22 protein-coding genes are annotated in these 25,222 nt (G+C 65.8%); 7 read left to right on the forward strand and 15 right to left on the reverse strand.

Translation table 11 applies throughout. From position 1 onward, the window contains the following. Positions 1–15: 15 nt before the first annotated feature. The 4 genes from WBA97_RS12105 to WBA97_RS12120 form a co-directional block, all read right to left on the reverse strand. A complete protein-coding gene (locus WBA97_RS12105; protein ID WP_424230856.1) occupies positions 16–345 on the reverse strand; it encodes a helix-turn-helix domain-containing protein in 330 nt (109 codons plus the stop codon). After that, entirely contained in the window at positions 342–1,418 is a 1,077-nt protein-coding gene (locus WBA97_RS12110) for a tyrosine-type recombinase/integrase (protein ID WP_424230857.1), read from the reverse strand. The genes WBA97_RS12105 and WBA97_RS12110 overlap by 4 nt, the downstream gene beginning before the upstream one ends. A gap of 453 nt (positions 1,419–1,871) precedes the next feature. Continuing rightward, on the reverse strand, positions 1,872–2,846 hold the full coding sequence (locus WBA97_RS12115) for a hypothetical protein (protein ID WP_424230858.1): 975 nt from the start codon (positions 2,844–2,846) through the stop codon (positions 1,872–1,874). Positions 2,847–4,821: 1,975 nt separating this feature from the next. Next, positions 4,822–5,304 carry a single-stranded DNA-binding protein gene (locus WBA97_RS12120; protein ID WP_424230859.1) on the reverse strand — a complete coding sequence of 161 codons (483 nt, stop codon included), beginning with the start codon at positions 5,302–5,304 and terminating at the stop codon, positions 4,822–4,824. A gap of 1,056 nt (positions 5,305–6,360) precedes the next feature. Between WBA97_RS12120 and WBA97_RS12125 the strand changes: the two genes are divergently transcribed. Then, a complete protein-coding gene (locus tag WBA97_RS12125; RefSeq protein ID WP_424230860.1) occupies positions 6,361–6,978 on the forward strand; it encodes a hypothetical protein in 618 nt (205 codons plus the stop codon). Positions 6,979–7,508: 530 nt separating this feature from the next. Here WBA97_RS12125 and WBA97_RS12130 read toward each other — a convergent pair. The 3 genes from WBA97_RS12130 to WBA97_RS12140 form a co-directional block, all read right to left on the reverse strand. Further along, positions 7,509–8,606, reverse strand: a complete 1,098-nt coding sequence (locus WBA97_RS12130) for a hypothetical protein (protein ID WP_424230861.1) — start codon at positions 8,604–8,606, stop codon at positions 7,509–7,511. 257 nt (positions 8,607–8,863) lie between these two features. Further along, positions 8,864–9,838: a DNA-processing protein DprA gene (locus tag WBA97_RS12135; RefSeq protein ID WP_424230862.1), complete on the reverse strand. Its 975-nt coding sequence runs from the start codon at positions 9,836–9,838 to the stop codon at positions 8,864–8,866. Positions 9,839–9,929: 91 nt separating this feature from the next. Beyond that, positions 9,930–10,835: a DUF4192 domain-containing protein gene (locus WBA97_RS12140; RefSeq protein WP_424230883.1), complete on the reverse strand. Its 906-nt coding sequence runs from the start codon at positions 10,833–10,835 to the stop codon at positions 9,930–9,932. A gap of 166 nt (positions 10,836–11,001) precedes the next feature. On the opposite strand from WBA97_RS12140, the gene WBA97_RS12145 reads away from it, so the two are divergent. Continuing rightward, positions 11,002–11,781, forward strand: a complete 780-nt coding sequence (locus WBA97_RS12145) for a transposase family protein (protein WP_424230863.1) — start codon at positions 11,002–11,004, stop codon at positions 11,779–11,781. A gap of 369 nt (positions 11,782–12,150) precedes the next feature. Here WBA97_RS12145 and WBA97_RS12150 read toward each other — a convergent pair whose 3' ends face one another. The 8 genes from WBA97_RS12150 to WBA97_RS12185 form a co-directional block, all read right to left on the reverse strand. Further along, positions 12,151–13,134: a bifunctional DNA primase/polymerase gene (locus WBA97_RS12150; RefSeq protein WP_424230864.1), complete on the reverse strand. Its 984-nt coding sequence runs from the start codon at positions 13,132–13,134 to the stop codon at positions 12,151–12,153. Further along, positions 13,131–13,859: a DUF2637 domain-containing protein gene (locus WBA97_RS12155; RefSeq protein ID WP_424230865.1), complete on the reverse strand. Its 729-nt coding sequence runs from the start codon at positions 13,857–13,859 to the stop codon at positions 13,131–13,133. Before WBA97_RS12155 ends, WBA97_RS12150 begins: the two co-directional genes overlap by 4 nt. Positions 13,860–14,357: 498 nt before the next feature. Continuing rightward, positions 14,358–14,903 carry an antirestriction protein ArdA gene (locus WBA97_RS12160; RefSeq protein WP_424230866.1) on the reverse strand — a complete coding sequence of 182 codons (546 nt, stop codon included), beginning with the start codon at positions 14,901–14,903 and terminating at the stop codon, positions 14,358–14,360. A 12-nt stretch (positions 14,904–14,915) separates the two neighbouring features. Next, positions 14,916–15,554, reverse strand: coding sequence for a DUF7178 family protein (locus tag WBA97_RS12165; RefSeq protein ID WP_424230867.1), 639 nt, complete (start codon positions 15,552–15,554; stop codon positions 14,916–14,918). Further along, the gene (locus tag WBA97_RS12170; protein ID WP_424230868.1) at positions 15,503–15,910 is read right to left on the reverse strand and encodes a hypothetical protein; all 408 of its coding nucleotides are present in this window, start codon (positions 15,908–15,910) and stop codon (positions 15,503–15,505) included. Before WBA97_RS12170 ends, WBA97_RS12165 begins: the two co-directional genes overlap by 52 nt. A 141-nt stretch (positions 15,911–16,051) precedes the next feature. Continuing rightward, positions 16,052–17,704, reverse strand: a complete 1,653-nt coding sequence (locus WBA97_RS12175; RefSeq protein WP_424230869.1) for a ParB/RepB/Spo0J family partition protein — start codon at positions 17,702–17,704, stop codon at positions 16,052–16,054. Between the two features lie 285 nt (positions 17,705–17,989). After that, the gene (locus WBA97_RS12180) at positions 17,990–18,262 is read right to left on the reverse strand and encodes a hypothetical protein (protein WP_424230870.1); all 273 of its coding nucleotides are present in this window, start codon (positions 18,260–18,262) and stop codon (positions 17,990–17,992) included. A 196-nt stretch (positions 18,263–18,458) separates the two neighbouring features. Next, positions 18,459–18,953, reverse strand: a complete 495-nt coding sequence (locus tag WBA97_RS12185; protein WP_424230871.1) for a hypothetical protein — start codon at positions 18,951–18,953, stop codon at positions 18,459–18,461. Between the two features lie 303 nt (positions 18,954–19,256). On the opposite strand from WBA97_RS12185, the gene WBA97_RS12190 reads away from it, so the two are divergent. The 5 genes from WBA97_RS12190 to WBA97_RS12210 all read left to right on the forward strand — a co-directional run bounded on the left by WBA97_RS12190 (position 19,257) and on the right by WBA97_RS12210 (position 24,976). After that, positions 19,257–20,312: a hypothetical protein gene (locus tag WBA97_RS12190; protein WP_424230872.1), complete on the forward strand. Its 1,056-nt coding sequence runs from the start codon at positions 19,257–19,259 to the stop codon at positions 20,310–20,312. Further along, positions 20,257–20,652: a hypothetical protein gene (locus tag WBA97_RS12195; RefSeq protein WP_424230873.1), complete on the forward strand. Its 396-nt coding sequence runs from the start codon at positions 20,257–20,259 to the stop codon at positions 20,650–20,652. Before WBA97_RS12190 ends, WBA97_RS12195 begins: the two co-directional genes overlap by 56 nt. Positions 20,653–20,766: 114 nt before the next feature. Further along, a complete protein-coding gene (locus WBA97_RS12200) occupies positions 20,767–21,393 on the forward strand; it encodes a hypothetical protein (protein ID WP_424230874.1) in 627 nt (208 codons plus the stop codon). Next, on the forward strand, positions 21,377–23,446 hold the full coding sequence (locus WBA97_RS12205; RefSeq protein WP_424230875.1) for a hypothetical protein: 2,070 nt from the start codon (positions 21,377–21,379) through the stop codon (positions 23,444–23,446). Before WBA97_RS12200 ends, WBA97_RS12205 begins: the two co-directional genes overlap by 17 nt. Before the next feature lie 45 nt (positions 23,447–23,491). Beyond that, on the forward strand, positions 23,492–24,976 hold the full coding sequence (locus WBA97_RS12210; protein ID WP_424230876.1) for an SCO6880 family protein: 1,485 nt from the start codon (positions 23,492–23,494) through the stop codon (positions 24,974–24,976). The last annotated feature ends 246 nt before the right edge of the window (positions 24,977–25,222 follow it).

Raw genomic sequence — 25,222 nt, forward strand, 5'->3', positions numbered from 1 at the left:
ATGGAAAGGCACCGGCTATCGGTCGGTGATCCGGGCGCGCTTGGGACGTAGTCCGGCGAGTGATGCCGGTGAGGGCACGTCACCGTCGGCGGTGAGGCGAACGCCGGCGGTGGCCGCGGTGGTGGTGATCAGCGCGGCCGGATCGGTCTCGAAGATGTCGCAGAGCGCGGCGAGGACGGTCAGGGAGAGCCGTTCCGGCTTGCCGGTGACCATGCGGTGCACCTGGGAGGTGGACAGGTCGATGCCGCGCTCACGCAGCAGCGGCACCAGCTCGGTGGTGGCGTACATGCCGTGCTCTGCCATGACCTCCCGCAGCCGCCAGCGGTAGCCGACTTTGCGCTTCACCGACTGCCTCCTGGAACGGTCGTGATGGCGCTGGCGAGGATGTTGTCCAACGCCGTGCGCAGCGTGCGGGTCCGGTAGTCGGAGGACACGCAGGTGTAGATCGAGGTCGTGCTGGCATGGTTGTGGCCGACCTGTTCCTGCACGAACCGCGGGTCCCAGCCGTCCTCGATCAGGTGCGTGACATACGAGCGGCGCAGCGAGTGGAAGTCCAGCGCCGGGTCCAGGCCCAGCTCATCGCGGTAGGCGGCGAGCCGGTTGTCCAGGGTCTTGCCGGCGATCCGGGAATTGCGTTCCGAGGGCCACGCCGCCCGGCTGTCCCAACGGAACAAAGGTCGGGCCTCGGTGAACCACTGCTCGAGCACATCGACCGACCACGTCCAGACGGTCAGCACGCTGCGCCGCTTCGGCGGGGAGCCACGTTGTGCCTTGCCGTAGCGGACGTAGCAGACGCCGAAATCGCCGAACTCCGGTCCACGTGGATTGCGGCCGAAATCGACCGCGTCGAGCATGCGGGTCTCGTTGCGGCGCAGGCCGTAGGCGTAGGCCGTCTTGAGCAGCGTGGCGTCGCGGAACGCCGACAACCACCCTTTCTTGCCCAGCGCGCGCTTGCGAGCGACCTGGTCGTCGACGTGGTCGAACAGCGTCTGCAGCTCCTCGCGGGTGAACGCACGCTTGGCCGCGTCGGCCTCCGAGTCAGCGACGTGCGCCGCGCTGTTGATGTCGTAGATGATCTGGATCGGGTGCGTGCCGAATCGCTGCTCACACAGCTCCGGCCACCCGTACGCCGGGTCGGTGATGTAGCTGCAGAACCCGCGGATCGCTACCTGGTACCCGCGGACCGTTGACTTCACGCAGTGCCGGATCGCCCTCAGATCGGTGAACCACTCGTCGGCCAGCTGCGGCATCCAGGCCCAAGGATATGCCTCGGTGTGAGCGGTGAAGACACGCACGGTGCGCTCGCGTTCCTCCACCGTCGTGTACGCCAGGTTCCGCGCCAACTGCTGACTGCGCCACCCGTCCAGCATCGCCTCGAACACCTGGTCCTCCGGGTGCAGCAACGGCAGGTTGCCCACCACATGAAGGTGCGCAGCACCCGGAATGTCGCCATATCGGCCCACGGAACCCTCGCTTCTCGGCTCGCATCTGACGCGAGCTTGTCGCATCAGATGCGCGGCCGCCGGGGCAAGCAGGTCAGTCCAGCCGATCGAGTGACGCGACGGTCGGCTCCGTGGCGGTCGGTTCGGCTACGGTCGCCTCAGCGCCTCCCAGGCATTCGTTTCGCCAGTTCAGGCCGGCCCACGCAAACCGTCCCGGGTTCGCATCTGACGCAACACGGGACCGTGACACTGCAAGTGCCAGAGGTGTGTGATCTTTTGATCTTGAGCGAGTGAGAGGTGCTGAATGATCTTGAGGTGAGCGGGTGTGGTCAGTTGGGAGTGCGAGGGGTGACGGCTGGCGTGAGGTGCTGGGGATGGTCGTTGGATGGTGCGTGGCCCCAACGGGTTGGGGCCACGCACCACGCGCGGTCAGGCGACGATGGTCGCCATGGCTGCAAGGGGCTGGAGGGCTCCGCGACCTCGGTTGGAGTTCACGCGCGGGCCAGCGATCGACCTGGGGGCGAGTTCTCGGCAGTCGGCGCACAACCCGTCGCGCACTCGCTTCGTGCTGGTGCACGCGCAAGCGGCCGTGACGGGGTCGTCCTTGGGCGGTTCGGCGTTGACCAGCTCCGCGTTCGCCGCGCACCATGCCCTGATGAGCGCCTTGGCCTCGATGCCGACGGCGTGCCACTCGCTGTTGAGCAAGGTTCGTGCGGTGGCGGGGCGGTGGCGGGCTGCGATGTAGGTGCAGCGGGCGGCTACGGCGTCGGCGGCGGTGAAGTCGGCGGGCAGGCTGGGGATGCCTTCGCGGCCCTTGTCGCGGCATTCGGAGCACAGTCCGTCGTCGGACAGGTCGCCTTCGCGGACCCGGGGGGCGTGGTCGGCGCGGGTGCGCTCGGTCCAGCACGTCACGCAGTCCAGTCCGCGCAGGGCGTAGAGGGCGGCGTTGTCGTAGTCGATGGCGTAGGCGTCGGACCGTGGGCCGTATGCGGGCTGGTCGTCGACGCCTGCACGGTGCTCGGTGTAGGCGGCGGCGTGCTGGTCGGCGCGGCCACGGATGCGGCGGGCGCGGAGATCGCTACGACTTGCCGGGGCGCTGCGGCGGGTGCCAACTGGACTACTGGGCCGCGTACTGTCCCGGCAGGCGGAGGTGACCTGCGGGAGGTCCACCACGCGGGTCTCCCATTCGTCGCGCGCGGGCGCGCACGCTGCGATGATCTTCAGGGCGACGGGGTGTGCCTGGTGCTCGCCCCAGAGGGCGAGCAGCTTAGGACGGGCAACGACGTTCGGGCATGACAGGATGTCCGCACACTCGGCGAGCAGGGCGAGAACGTGCGGCTCGACGTTGTCGAGCAACCGGGCCATGAGGTGCTTGGCGTCCCGAAGCTTCCCATTCTTAATCATTACGGCAACGTCGGTGATTGCATCAGAAACACAAGGTGACTGAGTCATTTCGAGTAATTCCTTTAATCAACTTTGGCGACCGCCGAGCTTGGTCGTTCTCGGCGTTTCTTTCAGTCTCGATTCTATCGGTCTACATCGCAATTAGCAATGTTTACATGCATTAAATGCAGCCTATTGTAACGGGGTAGGTGTGCGCAGCTCAAAATGAGGGAACAAAATACTTACATTTGTTTGTTTTACCCTCTTTTTCCTGCCGTCCCTTCGCGCTTTTCGGCACTGGTGGCGGGGTGGTCGGGTCAAGGGTCGAGCTTGCTCGATCGGCGAAGCCGACGCCGTCAGGCGCCCTTGAGGCGACCACCCCGCCATGAGACGCTCAAAAGCGAAGGGTGCTTGGTGACGCGCGGCTGCGACCCATTCGGGGACGGACACGACACGAGCCCTGGCGCGTCGGCTGAGACTGGCTGTCTGGATAGACTGATCGAGCCTGTCGTCCAGGGTGTCAATCAGCCCGGTGACGCGGCAGGCATCGTGCCAGCGCAGCTTGGTCGGCCGACCCTACGGGATCGGTAAGCCCTCGGGCTTCTGCGCTGGCACACCCCATCTCGCCTCTCTTGGGCTTACCGATCGCCGCGTAACCCGGCGTAAGACGATCCAGTGGCCTGCCGTCGGAGCGGTTCTGACCGCCCGGCTGAGGACGCAAAACCACTTCGCTTGCAGCGCCCGCGATACCGCTCACAGCGCATTCGTACAGGGGAAATGCGTCAGTCGTGTCACGTCATGCGCTGCCCTACTGTCCGTCGGCTGCGCCGTTCCGGCGAGGATCGAGGTGACAGTGGTCCACCGGCTCCCTGCGCCCGCGCACCGGGTCGGCGACGGGCAGGTGACCGGATCGCCGGGCGCGATGTCGTGGCCGAGGTAGAAGGTGTGACAGCCGCAGGCCAAGAGAGCGAAGGTAGCTGGACCTCCACTGGGGATGCTGTGCTCGTGCACCATGAGGATCTTTCGTGGGGTCGGGATGGGTGTTGGGATGCCAGGCTCGGGCGAGGACGGGGGTCAGGTCCCAGCTCGAGTTGCTGCGGCGCGGAGGCCCGCAGTGACGTAGCCTTCGCAGCCGACGACGACCCAGCCGCCGACGACGCCGTGGATGGCGAGGTCCTCCGCGGTCATGGCCATTACTGCGGTGTCGCACTCTGGGCAGTAATCGATGAGCAGTGCGCAGGTCCAGCAGCGACGTGGTCGGTAGCCGTCGATGCGGAGGTGGGCATCGAGCTGTCCGATGGCGTGGTTGACATCGGCGGGCGTGGGCAGCCCGACACGCGGGCCGTCGCCCTCGTCGCAGCAACGACGGACGCAGCCTGAACACCAACCGTGGTAGGTCAGACGCGCGGGTGCACTGCAGTGCTGGCAGCGTCGGCGGAGAGGCCAAAGCCGGAGCGACACGTCAGCTCCTCCCCCGTGGCGGTTGGGTGGAGACGGCCTGGTCCGGCGATTCGCCGAGGGCGAGATAGAACCAGGTCACGGCCTGGTTCTAGTCAGTCACGCAGAGCAGACAGTCGAACAAGGTGCGGCGCACCCTGCCGGGCTGGCGGCGGATGTGAGTGCGGGTGCCGTGGCAAACCTCGCAGTCGCTGCGCCAGAACCGGCAGGCTGGTGAGACGTCGTAGTAGCGGCCGCTTAGGCAGGCGGGGCAGCCGCACAAGTCGGTCTTCGGGTCGCCTGCCGGTGGTGGGGTGCTCGGGAGCGGCTGGTGGTAGGGCGGCCTGGGGATGAGTGAGTCGTGGACGGCGTAGCCGAAATCGAACCGGCCGACGGGCTCGGCAGTCGATGGGAGGAGAGTTCGCACGGGAAGGGCTCCTGGAACGGCCTCGGCCGGGCCCCTCGTGAGGGGCCCGGCCGAGGGTGAGCAGGCGGCATCCCGTGGGGTCTCGGGCGCCACCCTGCTCGGTTAGTTGGTCAGGATTTGGTCAGGCTGCGATCAGAACGGCGGCTTGTCGCCACCGCCAGCGGCCGCGCCGACCAGTTCGCGCTCCGCCTCGGGCTTGCTCCACGGGTCCTCGGTGGTGGACGACGCCTCGGCGCGGGTCGGAGCGGAGCCGCGGCCGGCCTTCGCGACCGTGGCGACCTGCCACCGCAGGTCCGGGCCGATCGCATCGACCTCCAGCTCGATCACCGAACGCTTCTGGCCCTCGCGGGTCTCGAAGTTCCGCTGCTTGAGGCGCCCCTGGACAATGACACCCATCCCCCGCCGAAGGCTTTCAGTGACGTTCTCGGCCATGTCCCGCCAGACGGTGCACCGCATGAACAGGGCGTCGCCGTCCTTCCATCCCGCGCCCTGGACGAACTGGCGGGGCGTCTCCGCGACGGTGAAGTTGGCGACGGCGTGCCCGTTCTGGGTGAACCGCAGCTCGGGGTCGGCGGTGAGGTTCCCGACGATGGTGACGATCGGCTCGTTAGCCATTGTTCTGTCTCCTTCTCAGTTCGACCCGCACACTTGGTGCGGGATCGTGGTGCTGTCGATCTGCCGCATGCGTGATCAGGTCGGGCTGGGGCCCCGAAGGGGGTGGCGGGGGTTCTGGGTCGGCCGGTCGGGGAAGATCGCCGGAGGCGACCGAGCGAAGCTCGGCTTGTCTTCTCCGGGCGGGTGGCCCAGGTTCATCGCCACGGACCCCAGCACGACCTGAGAGCATCTGGGCAGATCGACAGGACCACGATCACGGGCCTGAACCTCTCCCCCGCCGCATGCCTGGCCACGCTCCGCAGCCGTCCAACGGGTACTGGACATTAATTGGGAGCGAAGTTGGGCGTCCGGTTTCGGCTGTTTGAGAATCAGGTCGCTGAGCGGCGACGCGCCAGCCCTCGAGTTCGAGGTCGTAGACGAAGCGGAAGAAGTCTACCGGTCTGGCATGACGGCGCACGCGCGCAAGAACGCGGACGCGGCAGCCAGCACGTTGTCGTCGAAGGCTGTCGCAAGGTCTTCCATGGTGAGGTCCGTCTCCTCCAGGTCCTCGGGATAGACGAACCAAGCCACATACAGGTCGGTCTCAATCCCATACCGTGCACCGGTCTCGACGCATTCGATGACACCATGCGCGAGGCCGTGGATGCTGCCGATACCGATCCCCCACTCCTCGGCGTTCAGAGTCCAACGGAAGCCAGACGCCTCATGCTCCTCGTCGATGACGTGACCGACAGCAGCCGGAACTCGCCTCCAGTCGTCCGCATCCGCGACGACGGCAACAGCCCGTTGATCAGTCCTTCGGCGTAGAGCCGAGCGGTCTGCAACGGCGCGGCCAGCCAGGTGTTCAGTTGACGGGCAATGACAAGCTCAACGGGTGCGGCCGATGAGGACATAGTTCCTCGCAGACGTCGTTAGATTCCAGGTGCAACAGAGAGGGCGGATTTCGAAGCGAATACCCTTCCTCGTGACACGTCACATGGCCAATAAGCGGTGTGGCACCTCCGCCGTGGACTGGCTGAGTCCGGTTGTCGATGCTCACCGCTACCTTCCGCAAGCATGACTGCATACCTCGGGCTCATCACCTCCCTCGTCTCGTCCACCGTTGCTCTCGGGATCGCCATCGTGGGCTGGCGAAGATCCGATCAGCGGGCTACCAAGGACAAGCTCACCGCCGAGGCGCGTCACCGGGCGGAACTGCTTGCGCAGCTGCTCGAACTGCACCTTGAGGCCGAACCTGCGGGGCCGTTGACGATCCACCCAGCCGCGACCAAGAACGACGTCAAGATGAAGGCGATCCTGCTGCAACTGCCGGGTCACCTGGCCACGGTGCTGCGTGTCCGACTGAGGCTGGAACACACGATGAAGGGCGTCCGGCTCGACCGGGCAACCGCCGCCCGGCTGCGATCAAACGACAAGCACGACGCGGGCCACAAATGGCTGATCTTCGACCGCAACTCGGTTCTGATCAACCGTGGGTTCCTGCCCTACGGGGAGTGGGTCGAGACCGAGCTCGTCTACGACATCGCCGGCGAGCTCCACGGCGACCAGGACGCCGTGCTCCAGGCCCTATCCAAAGACGTCCGCGACCCGAAGGACGCGGAGGTCGCCGGGCTGAGGGACGCCAAGGAGCAGCGGGAGCTGGAGGCCGGTGACCAGAAGGACGCGGCTTCCTAGAGCGCCGGGCCGTCCCGACGACCGCCCCGGCGTCACCCAGCGCACCGCCGCACGACTGAGCACACTGGGGTCGCGCGTTCGCCGACGCCGCCGCGACCAGCCGGAACGCGCTGCGATCAGCGGCGGTCGATGCCTTTCTCACCGTGGTCAAGCCGTCCGGCGCGGTGGACCTCACCGCCACCTGGCTGGCACGTCACATCATGGCGGTCAACTGCTGGTGGCCGGGCTCGACACGAACCTGGCCGACCGTCAACCCCGTGAGGGAATGGTCGCCCAAGTCATCCACACGAATACTGGCTCCGAACGAGAGCGGTGGATGTCGGAGAACTTGGGCGACCATCGGGATCCAATTAGGACACGGACCACAGGCTGTCCGCCCCGTTACCCCGAGCAATGCGGCCGCGAGAACGTGCCCTCGTAGACGATTTCTTGCGTAGTGGCGGTGATGCGGATGTCAGGTTGTCGGCTCGGAAGTCCAGCCGGGCGCCGCCTCGAGTTGAGCGCGGAGGCGGTGGTGAGGGTTAGGTATTTCAGAATTCGTCTGGCTCAGTTCCAGTGAACGGTGCCCAGCTTGACAGGAGCGTGCTGAAGGCGAGCCTGCGGGAACGGGGGAATAGGCGCTGTGCTCGGTCGAGTACTGCGGTCCACTCGTCGCGCGAGACCCAGTCCGGTTGGGGCGGCGGCCAGTCCGCCGGGTCGACACGCCGTCCTCTGTCGGCGGATTTGGATCCGACGGATCTGGACGGGAAGTCACTCTCCGGGATGAGCACGCCGTTGGCGGGACGGCTCTCGACTCCCGCAGTGGTGAGCGCCCAGTTCGAGCCGACCATCTCGTAGAGAGGCTCCTGAAGCTCCCATGTCGCTCCTTCGCGTCGACGGGATGTAGTGGCCAGTCGGAGGCTGTCCTGCAGGTTCCGCAGGGCCAGTGTCCAGTCCACGGTGTCAGACCCATCCCACAGTCCCTGGCGCATGAGCTCGGCGTTCATGCGCTCCGCGAACACGTCGATCGGCTCGTCCGGCTTCCATTCAAGCTTGATCACCGGTTGGCCACCTGGACCGGGCAGAAGGCGACGAGCCTCGACATCGAGACGAAGGCCAGGAGGATCGAACGAGCCGTCGGCATAGGTTCCCCACCAGAACTTCAAACTCAAGCCGACAGGGTCCGCGCTTGCCTCGACGGTCGCGGTGCCACCAGCGAGAGCACCCAGGCGATTGGCTTCGGTCAACGCGTTGGTCACCGTCGTGAACGTGGGCGTGACGAGGTCCTCGACAAAGCTGTCCTGGGCTCGTGCGCGAGCATCCATCCGTCGATCGACCTGGGTCTGCAACTCGTCGATGCGCGCAGACAATTCGTCAGCCCGACGCTGCAGGTGCACCTCCACCTCCGCAGCAGCCTCCCGAACAGCCTCCCGGCCAGCTCGGACGACGCGCCCCGTGAACAACGGTTCGAGCAGCACAAGGACACCGGCGAGACTGAGGGTAGTACCGACGTTGACCAGCACAGATGGCATCGTTCCTTGCCAGACCCATCGGTCTTCGAGGAACAGGGCAAGCCCGACGAGACCGGCTCCAAGCACAAAACAAATCACGACCCAGCCCCACCGCGGGCGGCGCGCGTCTTCACTCACGGTGCCACCTTATTTGACTGACCGCCCGCGGCCACGGTAAACAGTGTCAGGGGCACAGTCAGCTGCTCAGCCCTCTATCCGAGGCGTCGCCCGTGTGGCACCTGGGTCAGACAGGAAGCGCGCCCGATCATTGACCGAACGTGCACAAATCTGGGTATCTGCGAAGAGAAGCACGAGATCCTTGGTTCCGTTCGCTCGGGCGACCCGGCGGGCGACCGCCCAGCTGGTGATGCCGCCGCTGAACTGAACGACCCTCATCACCCGCACGGCAGACCGTCGCCGCCGACGCCGACATCATGGTGCGACGACGGCACGTCTTCATCACCTCCGCAGTGGCCTACCGAGTCGATGATGTCGTCGACCGAGGCCACCGACACTGCGGATCGGTCGCGCAGCAAGTTGTGCGTCCCGAGCGACAGTGTTGAGGTGATCGGTCCTGGCACTGCCATCACCGCACGACCGAGCGCATGCGCGGTCTGTGCGATTCGGAGGCTTCCGCTCCGCAGCCCTGCCTCGACGATCACGACGCCGACCGAGAAGAGTGCGAGGCGGTCGGCGCGCGTGAGGAACCGGCTCCGTGAAGGAACGCAACCAGGCGGGTACTCACTGATCAGCACCCCATGATCCGGCACCCGGGACAGGAGGTTGGTGTGCCCGACAGGGTACGCGATGTCGACGCCGTTGGCCGCGATGACGACGGCCGGACCACCGCCGCCCAGTGCTCCGCGCAGGACTGCCCCGCCGATGCCGTAGGCACCGTTAGAAACGACTGTGACGCCGCGCGCTACAAGCCCGTACCCGAAGTCGGACGCCACTGTTTCTCCGTACACCGTCGAAGAACGTGCTCCTGCCACGACGACGGCCGATGACAGCGATGCCGTGAGCGATCGAGTACCACGGATCCACAGCGCGATCGGAGGAGCTGAACTGCCAGCAGCCGTCTGGGCATCCGTGTGCCCGGGCGGGTGCAGGCGCGCCGATGGCCAGTCCTCGTCCTCGGGAGTCAGCAGGCGAGCACCGACGGCCGCCGCCTGTGCGAAATCGTCGTCGACGAGGTCGGCGTGCCGACGAGCATCAGTCTCTGCGGCGACTTCCGGCGCAACCCTGCCGCTACGGACCCGGGCCGCTGCGGCGACGGGGCCCTCCGCAGCAACGAGGGCAGCCAGGGCCGGAGCGGGAGGCTCGGCCACACGTAGCAGATACGCGCGGGCGCGAAGAACAGGATCAGTCACATGAGAAACCACGGGTATAGACCTCCGTGTTCAGGCGGAAGGAGCACGATGGGTCGACAGGTGCCACATGGAAGGTGGATCTGGGTGACGGCTACGTGGCCTTCACCGAAGCCGCGCTCGTTGCTGTGGCGAGAAGTTCTTCGATCTGCTGGGGTGCGACGCCTTGGTTGAGGCACGTGCGGATCAATGCCGCCAGCATGTTGGACGGGTCGGCGTCCAGCGCGATGTCCAGCGCCACACCGGCGAGGACGCCGTTGCCGCGGAGGTAGGTGACGATGGCGAGCAGCGTGGCCGGGTGGGTGACGTGCGGGCGCGGCGTGGCTCGCGTGAGGCGGGACCACAGCAGCTCGGACGCACCAGCCGCACCCGTCACCGCGAAGGCCACCGCGACGTCACGTACCCGTGGGTGTGTGAGCGCCTGACCGACACGAGCGATCCGCTCGTCGTCCATGCTGAAGTCAGGTTCGGTCACGTGGCCGAGCGCCTCACGTACGAGCGCGGCCGCATCTGCCACGATGACACGGGGCAGATGCCGGATGATCTTTGCCCGTCGATGTAAGTCGTCCACCGGGTCCGGGCTCAGCTGTGCTGCGAAGGCGTCGCGGCTGTTGTAGGTGACAGCACCGCCGACGACCGCCTCGAGACCGACGGCTGAGGTTCGGGGGTCGGGCAGGGTGCCGAATCGGCCGGGATCTGCGTAGGAGAACCAGGCCTGGCAGGCCTCGATCACAGCTACCCACAGCGATGATAAGAGGGGCATCCCGAGGTCCTCGGCAAGGGCAGTGCAACCACGTACCAACTCTCGATGAGGCAGATCGTCCTCATCGGCGTCACGGTGATCACCTCCCACCACGATGACTGCCACTGCGTCGGGTGCCTGGCGGCTGATGGCGCCACGGAGTACGCCGAGCACGGCGGAATAGTCACTCGGCGCGGGAAGGTCGACCCGCATCCCGAGCGTGGCACGGAAAGGGCCCGTTCCACCGAATCCGACAATGAACGGTTTTCATCCTGGTCTGGATGTGTTGGTGGGTAGGGGTTGTAGGTCCGGGGTTGCTGGTCAGACCAGTTGATCTTCGGCGTGTCGGTGCTGGATACGTAGTGAAGCCCTTGGTAGGACAGAAATCGACCAAGATCCATGTCCGCACAACCAAGGGCTTCGTATGCTGTTCTACCGTGCCGCGCTGCCGTTGTCACGTCAGACTCTGACCTTTGTGTCTGGTCTGGTCCGCAGGAACTGTCGGGAGATCGGCTCACCATGGCGGGCGCTCAACCCTGGTCAGCAGGCTCTGCTGGTGTTGGTGCACTTGCGCAAGGGTGAGCCGTTCGCGCAGGTCGGGGCCGGTTTCGGGGTGTCGACCACGACGTGCTGGCGGTATGTGAACGAAACCGTCGAGTTGCTCGCGAAACGGGCGCCGAAGCTGCGGGCCGCGTTGCGTGGGGCCAAGCGGGCGGGGATGGCCTACGTGATCATCGATGGCACGCTGGTCCCGATCGACCGGATCGCCGTGGACCGGCCGTTCTACTCGGGGAAGCATAAGCGTCATGGGGTGAACTTGCAGGTGATCGCGTCTCCGGACGGGACGATCCTGTGGGTGTCTGGCGAGTTGCCGGGCAGCACACACGACACCGCCGCCGCCCGCATCTGGCAGATCTTGGCCGCTCTCGAAGAGGCCGGGTTGATCGCGTTGGGTGACAAGGGCTATCACGGCTACGACCAGACCCGCCAACGAGTGATCACCCCGTACAAGGGCAAGAACAAACCCGAATCGCAGACCGACGCCAACCGGGCCCACGCCCGGCTCCGCGGACCTGGTGAACGGGCGAACGCCCAGCTCAAGTACTGGTGCGTCCTGCACAAAGTCCGCGTCAGCCCACGCCGCATCGGCAGACTCGCCAAAGCCATCCACGTACTACAGAACTACGAGATCGCCGCTGGATGAAAAAGGCTCAATGATCAGCGAACCAGTCGGCACGAAACCCAACATGATGGGCACGGCAGCGATCAACGTACCACAATCTGCATGGCGAATGACCAAAGAACGCGATGTCACGACATACCCTCCTATTCAAACTGTCAGACAGGAAAGAGGCGAAACAGCCCCCGAATAACAATCGATGAGATCACGAAAATGAGCCACGCTAGAAACAGGACGATCATTATTGTGGTGACCGCTGCGCGGATGGCCACACGCACCACGAGCGCAATGATCACACAACGATGAGAACGGGCAGGAGGCATGACATTCCTCATTTTGAGATCCCGCGAACACGCGTGTCAGCGGAGCAAGTCACATTCCGTTGCGAAAATGTCAGCTCGCGAGTTTCCGAGGGTGACGGATCCCTGCGGTGAGGCCGTCGTCGATTGTGCGAATGTCCTTGCGCGAGGGCGATCCCGGCCATCGGCTCGTGGCACCCAAGAGCGAGTTTCGTGCCTCGTCCTCGGCGAGGTCTCCCCCGCCGACGAGCCGGCCGAGCGAGTACGCGCTGCGCAGTAGGACGTCGTGGCGTGTGCCCGGCTCAGCTGCGGTCACCCGTGCCTCAACTGTTGTGAGGTAGGCGCGGCGCCGGCTCAGGCTCGGTCGTGCCCCGTGGACGATGCTCGTTGACGCCGGCGGGAACGCCGGGGGTCGGAGTCGGGGAATCAGCCACAACGGCATCGGCCGGACCGGCGCGTCGACGGCAAGTTCGTACCATCCCTCTTCCCGCCAGGACCCCGCAGCGACGACGAACCCACCGTCGCCGCGGCTGTCGACTCGCCATCCAACGCGCGCCACGGTATTCCGGAGGGAGATGGACGGTGGCGCTTGGAAGTAGAGGTGGGATCCCCCGGTCGGTGTCCGGACGGTTCTGGTGTCGGTTGGAGGCCGCGCCCCGGCGCGTGCGGCGACCCGTGCGAGGACGTCGGTCCCGTCTCGGCAACCGTGCCACTGCGCGGGTGCCTGCTCGCCGTGCGCTGCATCCAGGTCCAGTACGTGAAGCCCGGATCTACCAGCGGCGATACCCACGTTCAGTGGTGCGGCATCCCACCATCGGCAGATGGTCTCGAGGTCACGCGTCGCCCGCGCTTCCCATCCTCGGTGACCGTGCGCACAGTCACCGCGACCTGGACATCGTGTCTCGCGATGCATGGCGGGCACCTTGCTCTCAGGCCACAGCGGTATCACGAAGTAGCCCAACGAGGCGGCCTCCAGTGCTGCATCGCGAAGCTGGTGAAGCCGATGAGCACGGGGCCTCTGCCGGGCCACGTGAGCGTGCGCAAAGCCGTGAGCATCGAATTTCTGAGGGGTGCTCATGCCGTGGGTCCGGGCTCAGGGAGGACGAGCTGATGGCCGTTGCGGCGAGCGTTCTGCAGCAGACGGAGGGCCCTGTCGTTACCCACCCCGAACTCGCCCATCACCCGCCGTTTGGACATCTGGTCCCCGTGGGACTCGCGGTCACGGATTGTGGCTATCAGCTCCTCGTCCGGCCGTTCGGGCGACGGTCCCTGAGCGGGCCTGGTACGGGGCAGCGGTTCCAGTTCCTCGCTCGACCGGCCCCGGAATAGAGACGGTTCCGGAACCGATGTAGTGCGTTGGTCCTGCTCGACGGGAGGTGGTACCGCATCGGCTTCGGTGGACGCGCGCTCGTCGCGCGCCGCCGTGCCGGCTGAATGAACGTGCATGGTGAGCAGGAGCGCCGCCAGCATGAGCGGCGGCACAGCGCCGAGGGCTGCCGCACCTATCCCTACGTAGAGCCAGTCGGCGATGTTGGCCGCCAGGGACAGCCCTACGGCGGCAAGAGTGAGTCGCGCGGCTGCCCGCTTGGCTGGCGACCCCGACATCCACAAGTCCATACCGACAGCGGCCACGGCGTCTAGACACAGCGGATACAGCCAGGATAGTGAGCCGAACCCCCACCGTTCGGCAAGATTACGAGTGCTGACATAGGAGATCAGTCCCGTGTCGGCGATAGTGATGAACGCCATCAAACGAAGTCGTGCGTTCTGACTGATTCGGAACACAGCAAGAAGGTTGCGCACTATACCTCCAGTATTAGGATCGAGAAGCTGCCAGTCAACGGATCTCGTTAACATGCGAATGCGAACGCCGACTTCGTCGATCCATGCCTTCTGGCGATACTGATTGCGATGACGCGGCCGTCTCCGTATCGGAGGACGTATCCAGAATTGGTTCGCTCGACGCGAACTTTCTCGCCGTTCTTGTCGCAGTAAAGGCCGCTGTCCATAGCGCTGCTCCGGCTCGATTGGAGTTGGAAGTTGCCGGCGGACGATCCGATGTGGTTCCGACGTCTGCCCCGGGTGTGGGGCGCGGTCGCCCAGGCCACGTAAGCCGGGGTGGGTCAAGCCGCCGTCCTGCTTACGTGATGTCGGTTGTGAACTGCGGCTTGACCCACCCCGGTGTCGTGGCAGCGTTCGCGCGCTCCACACCGGAGGCGACGGAGATCCGTATGGGTCGAGACTGCCTACTTGCCACGGATCTCGTAGCCGAAGAGGCAACGGGACCGATGCCTGAACGCCTCAGCGGGCAGGAGTGAACACCGCGGTGCCGGACGTGGTGCTGATGAACTCGTACCCGTCCATTTCGTGTGCACGGACGTAGGCCTCGGGGTCGAACCGAACCCAGTCGCATGCTCCCGTGTGCTGGTACGCCTCGGGGAAGAGCTCCTCGAACTCGGCCCACGCGAAGTCCTGTTCGTCCTGCCAGATGCCGCAGAGCCGGTCGTTGAAGTCGGCAAGTGCGTCGTCCACGGAGTCATCGCCGCAGCCATTGAGGAACACCGCGAAGGCTTCACCGTGCTCGGCGATCGCAGCGGCTACGCTGACGGCACGGGACAGGGGCGTGTACTCGTGGAGCGCGTAGCCATCAAACCCTTCGTAGTCGTGGATCGCGTAGTCTTCTGCTACACAGGACAGTCCACTTTCGACAGCGGGAGAGGCTTCCAGCATGAGAGTCACCTGAGCGGTGACGTCGTCGAGATCTGTCGACTCGTCCAGTGCGATGGAGGTGCCGTGAAGGATGCCGCAGTTGTAGTCCGCGAGTGATGCGACATAGATGCTCGGCATGTCACCTGCCTTTCATCGATGATGGGCGACGGCGTGTTCGCGGCGCCAGTAGATCCAGGTAGTTGCCTGGACTTCCGCAGGAGTGATGTGCCGATCGAACTCGCGCGAGAGGCGTCGGGCTGCACGCCGGTACCTCTCAGCGACTTCGTCGTAGGCACCTGCACGGCGCAGGTGGCTGCCGCGAAGTTTGTCGCCGAGCACGCGGCCTGCCGCGATGTCGATCGCGTGCCGGTCGATCACGACCGCCGACGGCTCAGCTGGGTCAGCGATCGTTCTCCAGAACGCATGGACCTTGCGACCGCTGACGATCTGCTCGGGGTCGGCTCCGGCGAGAATCATGCGCGCTTTCCGCGCGCTCGACCCGAGCGCGCGGACCGGCTGACCGGAGTAGACGTTGCGCGCTTCGACAACGTTGCGTGGCCAGGAAAGCATCGGGGACAGGACCGCGATCACCGCTGCGGCACGGATAGGATCAGCAGGATCGAGTGATAGTGCGATCCGATGCGCCGCCATGTACCAGTCCTGCCCTCCGGCTCGATCAGCGGGGGTTGCCGCACGAAACACACGAGTGATGTTCCGAGTGGAGACGGCGAGCGGAGTCATAAGCAGACGCCACCATCCCGGCCGGGATGCCAGGGCTGTTCGATCCATCCGCCCGACCCGAGCGACTTCCGTACGAAGTGGATCTCGTAGGTGTACAACCCAATGTCGTCGTTGCACGGCGACAGCTCGGGCTCCGTCGCGACGTAGGTACCGTCCCCGTGATCTTCGTACCCTCGCGGCAGCTCGCTCAGCGCGGCGAGCACATAATCCCGAACCATCTCGTCATAGGAGTCGTAGTACGACGCCACAACAGCTTCCGACCATTCGACGATCGGATGAACGTCGTTGCGGGACTCCCAGAACGAGGTGCGGCCCTGAACGGGGTCCACCCAACCGTGGCTGTCTCGATGCTCGCCGGTGAAGTCTGACCGTGTTCCGGTCATGAAGGCATAGATGTGACTCATGTGGCCCTCCAGTGGCGATGTCGCACGACGTTGTCGGCGACGGATCGACTGAGTGAGGAGGTGGAATAGCGACGGCTGGTGCGCACACCGAAACTCGAGATGTGCGCACCAGCCGTCTGCTGCTGGTGTGAGACTGCGCCGTCAGACAGCGACCGAGTCGTCCGCCAGCTCGGCGCCGGTCAACTCGGCGTCGTCCACGTCCTCAGCGAACGACTCGTCCTCGTCGTGGACAGCGTCCGTGGCACTGGAAGCGAGGAAATCGTCCTGGCTGTCGTTCTCGGTGTCCGCGGCAGCGTCCGGTTCGGGGGCGGCCGGCGCGGCGGCGGCCTGGAGGTGAGGCCAGTCCTTCTTGTCCGCATCGGGTTCGAGCACCAGCTGCTCGGCGACGTTCTTCGGCAGCTTGGTGCCCCACAGGTCGTCGAGCAGCTGGAAGTAGATCCGGTCGTTGTCCGTCGGTCGACGCCAGGTGTTCTTCGCGTACGCGAGGTCGTAGGTGACCTCGAACGCGGCGAGCAGGAACGCGAGATTGACCATCGTCGCGCGGTCGGCGGTGGCGCGTCGCAGCTTCGTGGCGAGCTTGACCTGCTTGCCCCGCTTGGTCGTAAATCCGAGGAACTCGTAGGCGAGCGCCTTGCTCTTCGGAGTGTGCTCGATCGCGCCGTCGTAGGTGGCGAGAGCGACGTGGTGTTGGACGCGCGCCGGCAGCTCGTCCGCCGCGAGCAGCTCGGCGAGCTTCTTGCGCCGGACCGGGATCGCGGCGAGCCACCTCTTGTTGTTCCGGACGACCCGGTTGTGTTCGGCCTTCTCGACCGCGCTCCGCTTGCCCTTGCGTGCTCCCGAACCATACGAACTGCTGCTCGCCGCGGAACGGACGTGGCCACGGATCTCCCAGTGGCGGCACCAGTACTGGATGTGGGGCTCGCTGTCGAAGTAGCCCTGGACGACGCGGGCCGCGTGTCCCGAGCACGCCTTGTGCGCGTCGATGTCGTTGGAAAGCCGGTTCTTCCGTTCCTGGTCCTGGAACAGGTCCGTGAGCCGCTGGGAGGATGCGACTTCGTGGTCCTCGAGAATGTGCACGTTGTCCGCACGGAGTTTCTCGATCAGCTCGTCGCGTGCGATGCGCGTGGCACGTTCCTGCTGCAGCTCCGAGACGGTGTGGTCGAACGTGTCCGGGTCCTCGTTGAGGGTGGCGTTGAGCCGGTCGCACGCGTCGGTGTCGTCGGCGAACTCGGCGAACGCGTCGGCCTGCTCGAAGGACAGCTGGCGGTTCTCGGTGAGGGCACTTCGGGCCATCGCGTTCGCGTGCACACGACGGCCCGCCCTGACCATTTCCGTCGGGATGCTGAGCTGGGTCGCGATCTCCTCGTCACCGAGGCCGTCAAGGGCCATCTGCTCGAGGATCTCGACCTTCTCGATCGCCGAGAACCCCTTGCGCTGCTCGTTGAAGATCCACATCTCGCGCAACCACGCGTGATCGGACTCGTCGGTCAGGTCGGTGATGATCACCGGCATGACCAGCGCCTCGTCGGCGTCCTCGTCGACATCGAGGCCGATGTGCTCGATGAGCGCGAGGGCGCGCTGGTGCCCATCGTGCATGCGCACGCCGCCGTCCGTGGTCGGGTGCACGATGGCTGGCTGAAGCACCCCGTGCTTGCCGACGCTGTCGACGAGGTCGGGGTTCTCGCGTTTGATGTCCTCGATGGTGCGCGCGTTCTTGTCCAGCAGAATCTTGCGGGGATCCATCAGCTCGAACCGGGTGTTGAACCAGCGCGAGGGAGTCAACGTCGTGGTCATCGGTGGCATGTCCTTCCACTGAGCTTGGAGGAATGCCCATCCCGGTCTTGTGGCCTCGTTCCGGCCGTTCACATCCCAGCAGCGACGCCGTGAGCGTGGCTGCTGGTCGAGTGTGGGAGGGCGCACCGGCGAGGGACGACAGCGCAGCGGGTGTCAACCCCCGCTTTTTGGGGGTTGACACCCGCGAAGGTGTCGTCCACGCTGCGGCGCCCCTCCCACACGGGCAGCAGCCGCGCGTCGTTCCCCACCTACCGCCCACACCTCAGTGCCAAGCAGGGTGCGTTGTCAGGCCCGGCTGCCTGGAGATGCCTCGTCGAGGTTCGTCACGGGTCGGCTCCCGGTTCCGATCGCACTGAGATACAGCACGCCAGCGTCCACGGTCATGGTGTGTTGAATTGACCAGACCCCGTCGCAGCCACGGCGCGATGCCTGCTGACCCAACTCCTGCAGGACCTCGTTCAGCACCGCACCAGGCGTCGGACCATCCTGCCTGAGGGGCTCGACGGCGGTGGCGTGCACGATGACCGGTTCATGCGTGCTCTCGACGTCATAGGGCATCGGCGTGGTGGACAGCCGTGCGTATTGGTCGACGTCGTGCTCGGTATAGGACGAGTGCGCGGGGACCTCAGGCTGACCTCCGACGAGGTGACCTCCCGGCGAGTGCCCTCCGGCGCGGGTGGGACTGGGATCGGTCGGTCCCGTGGGCTGGTGTCCTTCTCCGGCTGGGTCGGCGCCTCTGCGCAACCAGCTCACGTCAGTCTCCGCGGTGTTCGTTGTGCGTGGCCACCAACCGCTCCACCAGCGACCTCACGATGCCCAAGTCATCCGGGCTGAGTTCATGGAGCTGCCGAAGGTTCAATCCGTGCGCACCGAGGTCTTCGGCCATCTCGGCGATCTCGCGCCACTCGTCGACCTTCTTCTCGCGCTCGCCGTCGTGGTCGACTGCGTCCGGATCTCTCGCCCGCAAGTAGCTCGCGGTCTTCCCGAAGTACTGGGCGACCGCATCGAGCCGCGCCGGGTCAGGTGCGGTGACTTCGCCGTTGAGGAGTCTGCTCACCCACCATCGCGTGACGGACTCGCCGACGATCTTCGACGCGTATTCGGCGACGTCTTCCCTCGGAACTTTGCGCCCCATCTGGGTGCGACGCTCCTTGAACAGCCGGGCGAGGTTTCGGGCGATGATGTCGGCTTCGGACAACGCAGCCTCCGCCGTCGGCGGCGACGTAGCCGTCGGTTCCTGCTGGTCCACAGCCCCCTCCAGAGACGTCAGGTGGGAGGAGACGCAGACAAAATGTGGTGAACCCTTGACATTCTGGCTGCGTCACCTAGTCTCGGTCATGTCGAATGGTACCGGGTCAACACATTCCACGGAAGGTGACTCGCCGTACCCGGTGCTGCGGTCCGTACGGGAGGACGGCCGCAGTACTGCGACTCCATGCATGCACGTAACGAGGGGGAAGACGATGATCACGACCTGGCCGCCTGAGGTCGGAACAGATGATGTCGTCGCCTTGAGCGTGCGAGCCCGCGTGGTTGGGGAGGCCGCGTCGTGGTGAGTCGATTCGACACCGGCGCTGGGCGGTCGGACTGGGAGGATCCGGCCGCCCAGCCCCGACAACTCTCTTCCCCGACCACTGAAGTCGAGCGCACCCCAACCGCGCCGGACTCCGCCGACACCCATCAGCAGGACGCTGCAGGTTCCGCGAAAGCACACCGCGAAGCACCGGACATGACCACGCCGTCCGCAGTCCGCGTAAGCCGGCGCCCACGTCCCCGAGGCTGGCCGACCAAGCAAGCCGAGGCGATCTGGTCGTTCATGGAACAGCCACTGCCGCCCCTGCGGATCATGGTCGGCGGTGCCGAAGGCGGCGCTGGCACCAGCATTGTGACCGCGCTGCTCGGCGAACTGATCGCCGCCGCGTCGCCGGGACCGACTCTCGTCGTCGACCAGAGCGGTTCCGCGTGGAACAGCCTGGCCCGCCGACTTAGCGGCGACCAGGGCGGAATGCCAACCGCGCAGGCCGTGAACATGCTGAAACTCGGCGCCACGAGCGAACAGGTCGTCGGGATCGCGCCCAGGACCTCGGCAGGTGCCGCGCTCGTCGAGGACGCCTGCGGCTACACCCCACTCCACGAGATCACCAGACTGGGCCATTCGAGGAACGGGACGATCGTCGTCGACAGCGGGCGGATCGACCACGTCTTCGCGGCTCGCCTCGACATCCATCCCGCGGTAATCGTGGTCGGCAGAGCCGATGTGGTCGGTGCAGAGGCCGTGTGCGCAGCGCTGGATCTCCTTCGGCAATCACACCAGCCACCGCCCATCGTTGTGCTCTCGTCCTCCACATCATTGTCTTCGGCGGCAACACGTCGCCGAGTGCAGGCAGCCGCCAAGTTGGTTGCTGCCGCTGGAATCACTCACCTGGTGCACCTCCCCCACGACGCGCGACTGGCCTCTGGTCGGCCGATGCGCCTGGACCAGGTGAGTAAGCAATCCGCGACTGCGGCCATGCGATTGCTGGCCCGCGTCGTGAACCTTCAGGGGGAGAACGATGCTCACCGACGTCCTGCACCACCTGGTCCCGCTGCTGGACCAGCATCAACCTGACGCCACGCATCAGCTCGTGGATCTGCTGGCACCTCACCGGCAACCGACACCACCGCCACCCACGCCGGGCGGCCCCGACTTCTCGAAGATCACACCCGACGCTCGCGGTGTCCCGAAGTCCGGTGTCATGTTCACCATCGGCCAGGTGATCCTGTACTTCGGCCTGGGAGTCAGCTTCATCGTCCTCCTGTGCGGCCTCGTCACCTGGGCCAGTGGCCATCTGGTCAGCGGCATTCACCTGTCCCAGAACGCCAAGAGCCACATGCTGCGGGCCGGCTTCACCGGGATCGCACTCACCACCGCGGGTGGTTTGTGGACCTGGATCACCTCGGTTTCCTGACCAGCACCTCGTCTCTCCGTTCCCGTGATCACAGGGGGTTTGTTCGTGGTACGCAAAAACAAGACGGTCGGCTATAGCCCGACCGGATCGCATCGGCGTCTCCGATGGCTAGTCGTGGCAGCGAGCTTGATTGTCGCGATAGGACTGACCGCGACGAGCTTCGCTGTCGGTCGCAGCAGTGTCGCCACTCCCGCAGCGGTGCCGCAGGCGACCGCCGCCCCGCTTCGGGATGGCATCCCGATTTCGAATCGGCACTCGCCCGCCGGTGCGGCGACCGCGGCAGCCAACTTCCAGACCGCTGGCTTTCTGGTCTCCTCAGGTTCGTTACCTCCAGATACCGCAGCAGACGTATTCCTCGCCAGCAACGCCGACACCGCCGCCCGGTCCGTGCTCACCGCACCGAGCGCGACCACAGAGCAACTGTCGCAGGAACGAACAAGCTACGCACCGCTGTCACTGGTAGTCGAGGACTACCGGGGCACCGAAGCGACGGTCCTGGTGTGGGGTGTGTCGGCCACGTCGTCGCGTGTCGTGCCGGAGCCCGGTGGCACGCAGACGTGGGGACGCGTCTCCGTCCGGCTCATCTGGACAGAAGCGCAATGGCAGGTCGTGAGCCAGGAATACGAGCGGGGCCCGTGGCCGGTGCGATCCGATGAGCGACTCGCCGAGACGCAAGACGACTTCGGATTCCGCTTTGGTGAGCTGTCCGCACACAGGTGGACCTATGTGCCCGAACAGTAACCTCACCACACTAACCGCGTCGACCACATCCAACGACTCGTCGAAGGACGTGCCATCGCACCGTAATCGGCTGCCACGCCGACGTCACCTGCGTGCGCTGGCGTTCTCGCTCATCGTGCTGATCCTCACTCTGCTGGGAGGTGGCCCTGCGGCCGCTGCCCCGGTCGACCCGGCCGACGTGCCGGCGAACCTTCGGCAGTACGTTCCGGACAGTGCCGAGTGGACGGCCTCGCCGTGGATGACTGCCGAGTCCTGCCGCGACCACGGCGGCGACTGGGGAACCTACGCGGCATATCTGATCCAGGACTTCCCCGCGTTGCTCGAATTCTTCCAGCCCAGGTTCGCAAACGACGACGGCAACGCCCCCAAACGCAAAACGCTCCTGATACGGGGATACCAGGATCTGGCAGCCAACCTGACCGTTCCCAACGGCTACTGCGTCGACCAGGTCAAGTCCTGGGCGAAGACGAATCCGAGCTACCAGCCTTTCGGCTTCGAGTGGGGCAACGTCGACAACATGGGCGACCACGGCGTCCGCCCCTGGTCCAACTGCAGCACCACCAATCCCGAAGACCTGGCGCCGTGCCGCGGGTTCTACATCGCTTGCGATGGCGCGATCACCCAGCAGGAAGACCAGCGCTGCCAAGCCTGGAACAGCTTCTCTGACGACTACGTCGAGCGGATGAACACTGTGCTCCGTAAGGCATATACGCAGTACGGAATTCTGGTGGACGGTAGTGACCAGACGATCAACGTAATCAAGAGTCCTGGCGAGGTGGCGCAGGAGTTCCTGAACTGGATCACTAAGAAGGGCATGGAGCAGGTCGTCAGCTTCATCGTCTCCGGCGTGACGAAGCTGTGGACCGTGTTCATGCGGATCGCGACGGACTTCTCGTCACCACAGGTCACGGGAGTCGCGTTCGCATCGGTCTACAACCTGGTCGCCGGCGTCGCACTAGCATTAGCTTTCCTCGGCTGGCTGATCACGCTGTCCAGCTCCTGGCGGCGCGGCCATCTCCAGTTCTCCCTGTTCGGCGGCATCAAGGCAGCAGTCGGCGTGACGTTGGCCGGTGTCGGGGCCATCCTGATGCTTCAGTTGGCCCACGACTGCACGAAGTCGCTCATCTCGGCGGGTGGAGACATCGCGCAGCAAGCGGACTTCACCACGAGCCTGGCCAAGGCCAACCCTTTGGTCGCGATCATCGCTGGCGCGTTGATCGGAGTGTCACTGATCTTCGCGATCATCTTCATGGTCGTCGACGCTGCACTGGTTCTGATGTGGACACTGTTCGGATCGTTCGCCGCCGCGGGACAAGTCCATCAGGCAACCTCGGGCTGGCTGTGGAAGTGGGCAGCCCGAGCGACAGCGATGGCATGGGCCCCGTTCTTCATGGTCGCCGTCATGCTGCTGTCCCAGGCACTGCTACTGCCCCTCGATCCCGGCGAAGACCCAGTCCAACAAGTAGTCGACGTCGTGCAGGGCCTCGCCCTGTGTCTGCTGCTTGTGCTGTGCCCGTGGCTGCTGTGGGAGCTGGTCGACTTCGTCGGCGACCGTATCGGCGGCCCCGCCGCCAGCGGCGGTGTGGCTGGCCGGGTCGCGAGTACCGGCAGCCAGCGCGGCGCCGCGGCTACCGGCGGTGCTGCCGGTGCGGCCGTCCGCACGATGGTGGCGAACGCGCGCGAGTTCGGCCGCGGCTTCGCCGAGGGACCACAGGGCAGAGCTGCTGGCGGCGGACAGAGTGGCGGGGGCGCCGCCGTGCCCCGTCCTGAGCCGGGAAATCACGGTGCGCGCGGTGCCGAGGAACGCACTGGCGACAACGGCCAGCGGAATGCGGACTACGCAGCCCAGTCTCTGGGAAGCATGCGAGACGGCGGCGGAGGCAGCGACGGGATACCCGGCGTCCCGCCACCGGCAAACCTGGGTCGGGTGGTGGCCAATGCGGGCCCCCGCCCGTCCCCGTCCTTGTCGGAGGCTAGCGCGTCGGCCGAACCGAACGCGTCGTCGACTTCGGGGGAACGGCACGAGCCACGTATGCCACCACCCGCCTACTAGAACCCGGGAACGGCTCATCCACAGGGAATTCACCAAGGGGGAAGTATGGAAGAGGAGTATGTCTTTCCGCCACGCCGGACAAACGGCGTGATCGGGCGGATCAGCCTCGGGCAACTCGTCGCGATCGTCGTCGCGATTGGCCTGCCGTGGCTGGGAATCCAACTGGGCTCGGTCATCGTGTTCGCGGTGTTACTCGCTGCCGGTGGCGTGCTGGTGTGGCTGACGTTCATGCGGGTCGGCGGACGCTATTTGACCGAGTGGCTCAGGCCGGCGTGGGGCGCCGCATGGTCCCGAGTGCGGGGCACCCATGTGTACCGGGGCGCGGTGTTCGGTCCGGACAGCCTCGCGCAGGGCCTCGATCTACCCGGGGATCTCGCGTCCATGCGCATGATCTCCGCGCCCAATCCGAACGGCCGGGACCGGATTGGGCTGATGCTCGACGAACAGGCCAACAGCGTGACCGCAGCCCTGCTCACCGAGGGCACGCCGATCATCCTGGAGGAGTCAAGCGAGCAAGCCGCGCGCCTGTCCGACTGGGAAGCTGTCATGGAGTCCACCTGCGATGAGGACAGCGCGATCAGCCGCTGGCAGTTGCTGTTCCGCTCCATGCCCGACAGCACGAACCTCGCGCAGAAGTACTACCTCGATCGAGTAGAAGACCGCGACAGCCGACCCGCGCAAGCCTTGCGAGAACTCGTCGCGCAGGCAGCCCCAGCCGCACAGCGACACGAGGTATTCGTGGCGGTCACCTTCGACCGTGACCGTCTGGGCGCGGACGTCAAGGCCGCGGGCGGCGACGACGAGGCGATCGGCGTGGTCGTGGTCGAGCGGCTGGCCGAGCTGCAACGCCAGATTCTTGACGCGCGGATACCCGTTCGCGGCTGGCTGTCCCCCGCGCACTACGCCGCGGTGATCCACAGCGCGTTCGACCCGGAATCTCTGCCGCTGTATGACCTCCAAGCCGCCGATGACCACGTGCTCGATCCCCGCACCGCCGGGCCGAGCGCGACCGAGCGGCGCTGGCGCTGGTACCTGCATGACTCGGCGGTGTCCAGCACCATCTGGGTGCACGAGCTACCACGACGGCCCGTGCACGCGAACTGGCTGACACCGCTGCTGCAGCAGACCGATGTGCGCCGAACCGTGTCGTTGGTCGTCGAGCCCCTGTCTCCCGCCCGCGCCGAACGCTCGATCAACAACCAACGGCTCGCGGCGGCCGGCTCCATCTACATGAAACAGCGGCACGGCCTCGTGGTCGACGCCCGCACCCAGAAAGAACTCGAGGCCGCCCAACGCCTGGACGACGAGTTGGCCGAAGGCTCCGGCTACTTCCGATACACGATGCTCGTCTGCTGCACGGCAACCGACGCCGAGCAGCTGCGCCGTGCCGTGGCGTCGGTCCGGCGGCGGCTCACCCGCATCCGCTGCTCGACGATGGTGCTCTACGGCGAGCAGGACCAGGGCTTCTTCGCCAGCGCGCTGCCGTTGGGACGCGGGCTCACCCCGATGCGGGGGCTGACCGGGTCATGACCAAGCAGACTCCACCGACGCGGGCGACTGGTCTGCGCGCCGAGATCCAGCGCCGGGCTCAGGAACAGGCTGCCGGACGTGAACTTGCACGGGGAAGCCACGACGCAGGTCATCGAGGTCGACGTGATGGGGACGGTCTGCGCCGGGATCGATTCGGCGCACACGGCGCTGGCGCGGGGCGACTGGCGCATCGCATGCGGCTCCCGGCGCACACAGCGAGCAGCGGCGTGCTTCGGACCTGGTATC

It is taken from the genome of Actinophytocola sp., from assembly GCF_049647105.1.
GTDB lineage: Bacteria > Actinomycetota > Actinomycetes > Mycobacteriales > Pseudonocardiaceae > Actinophytocola.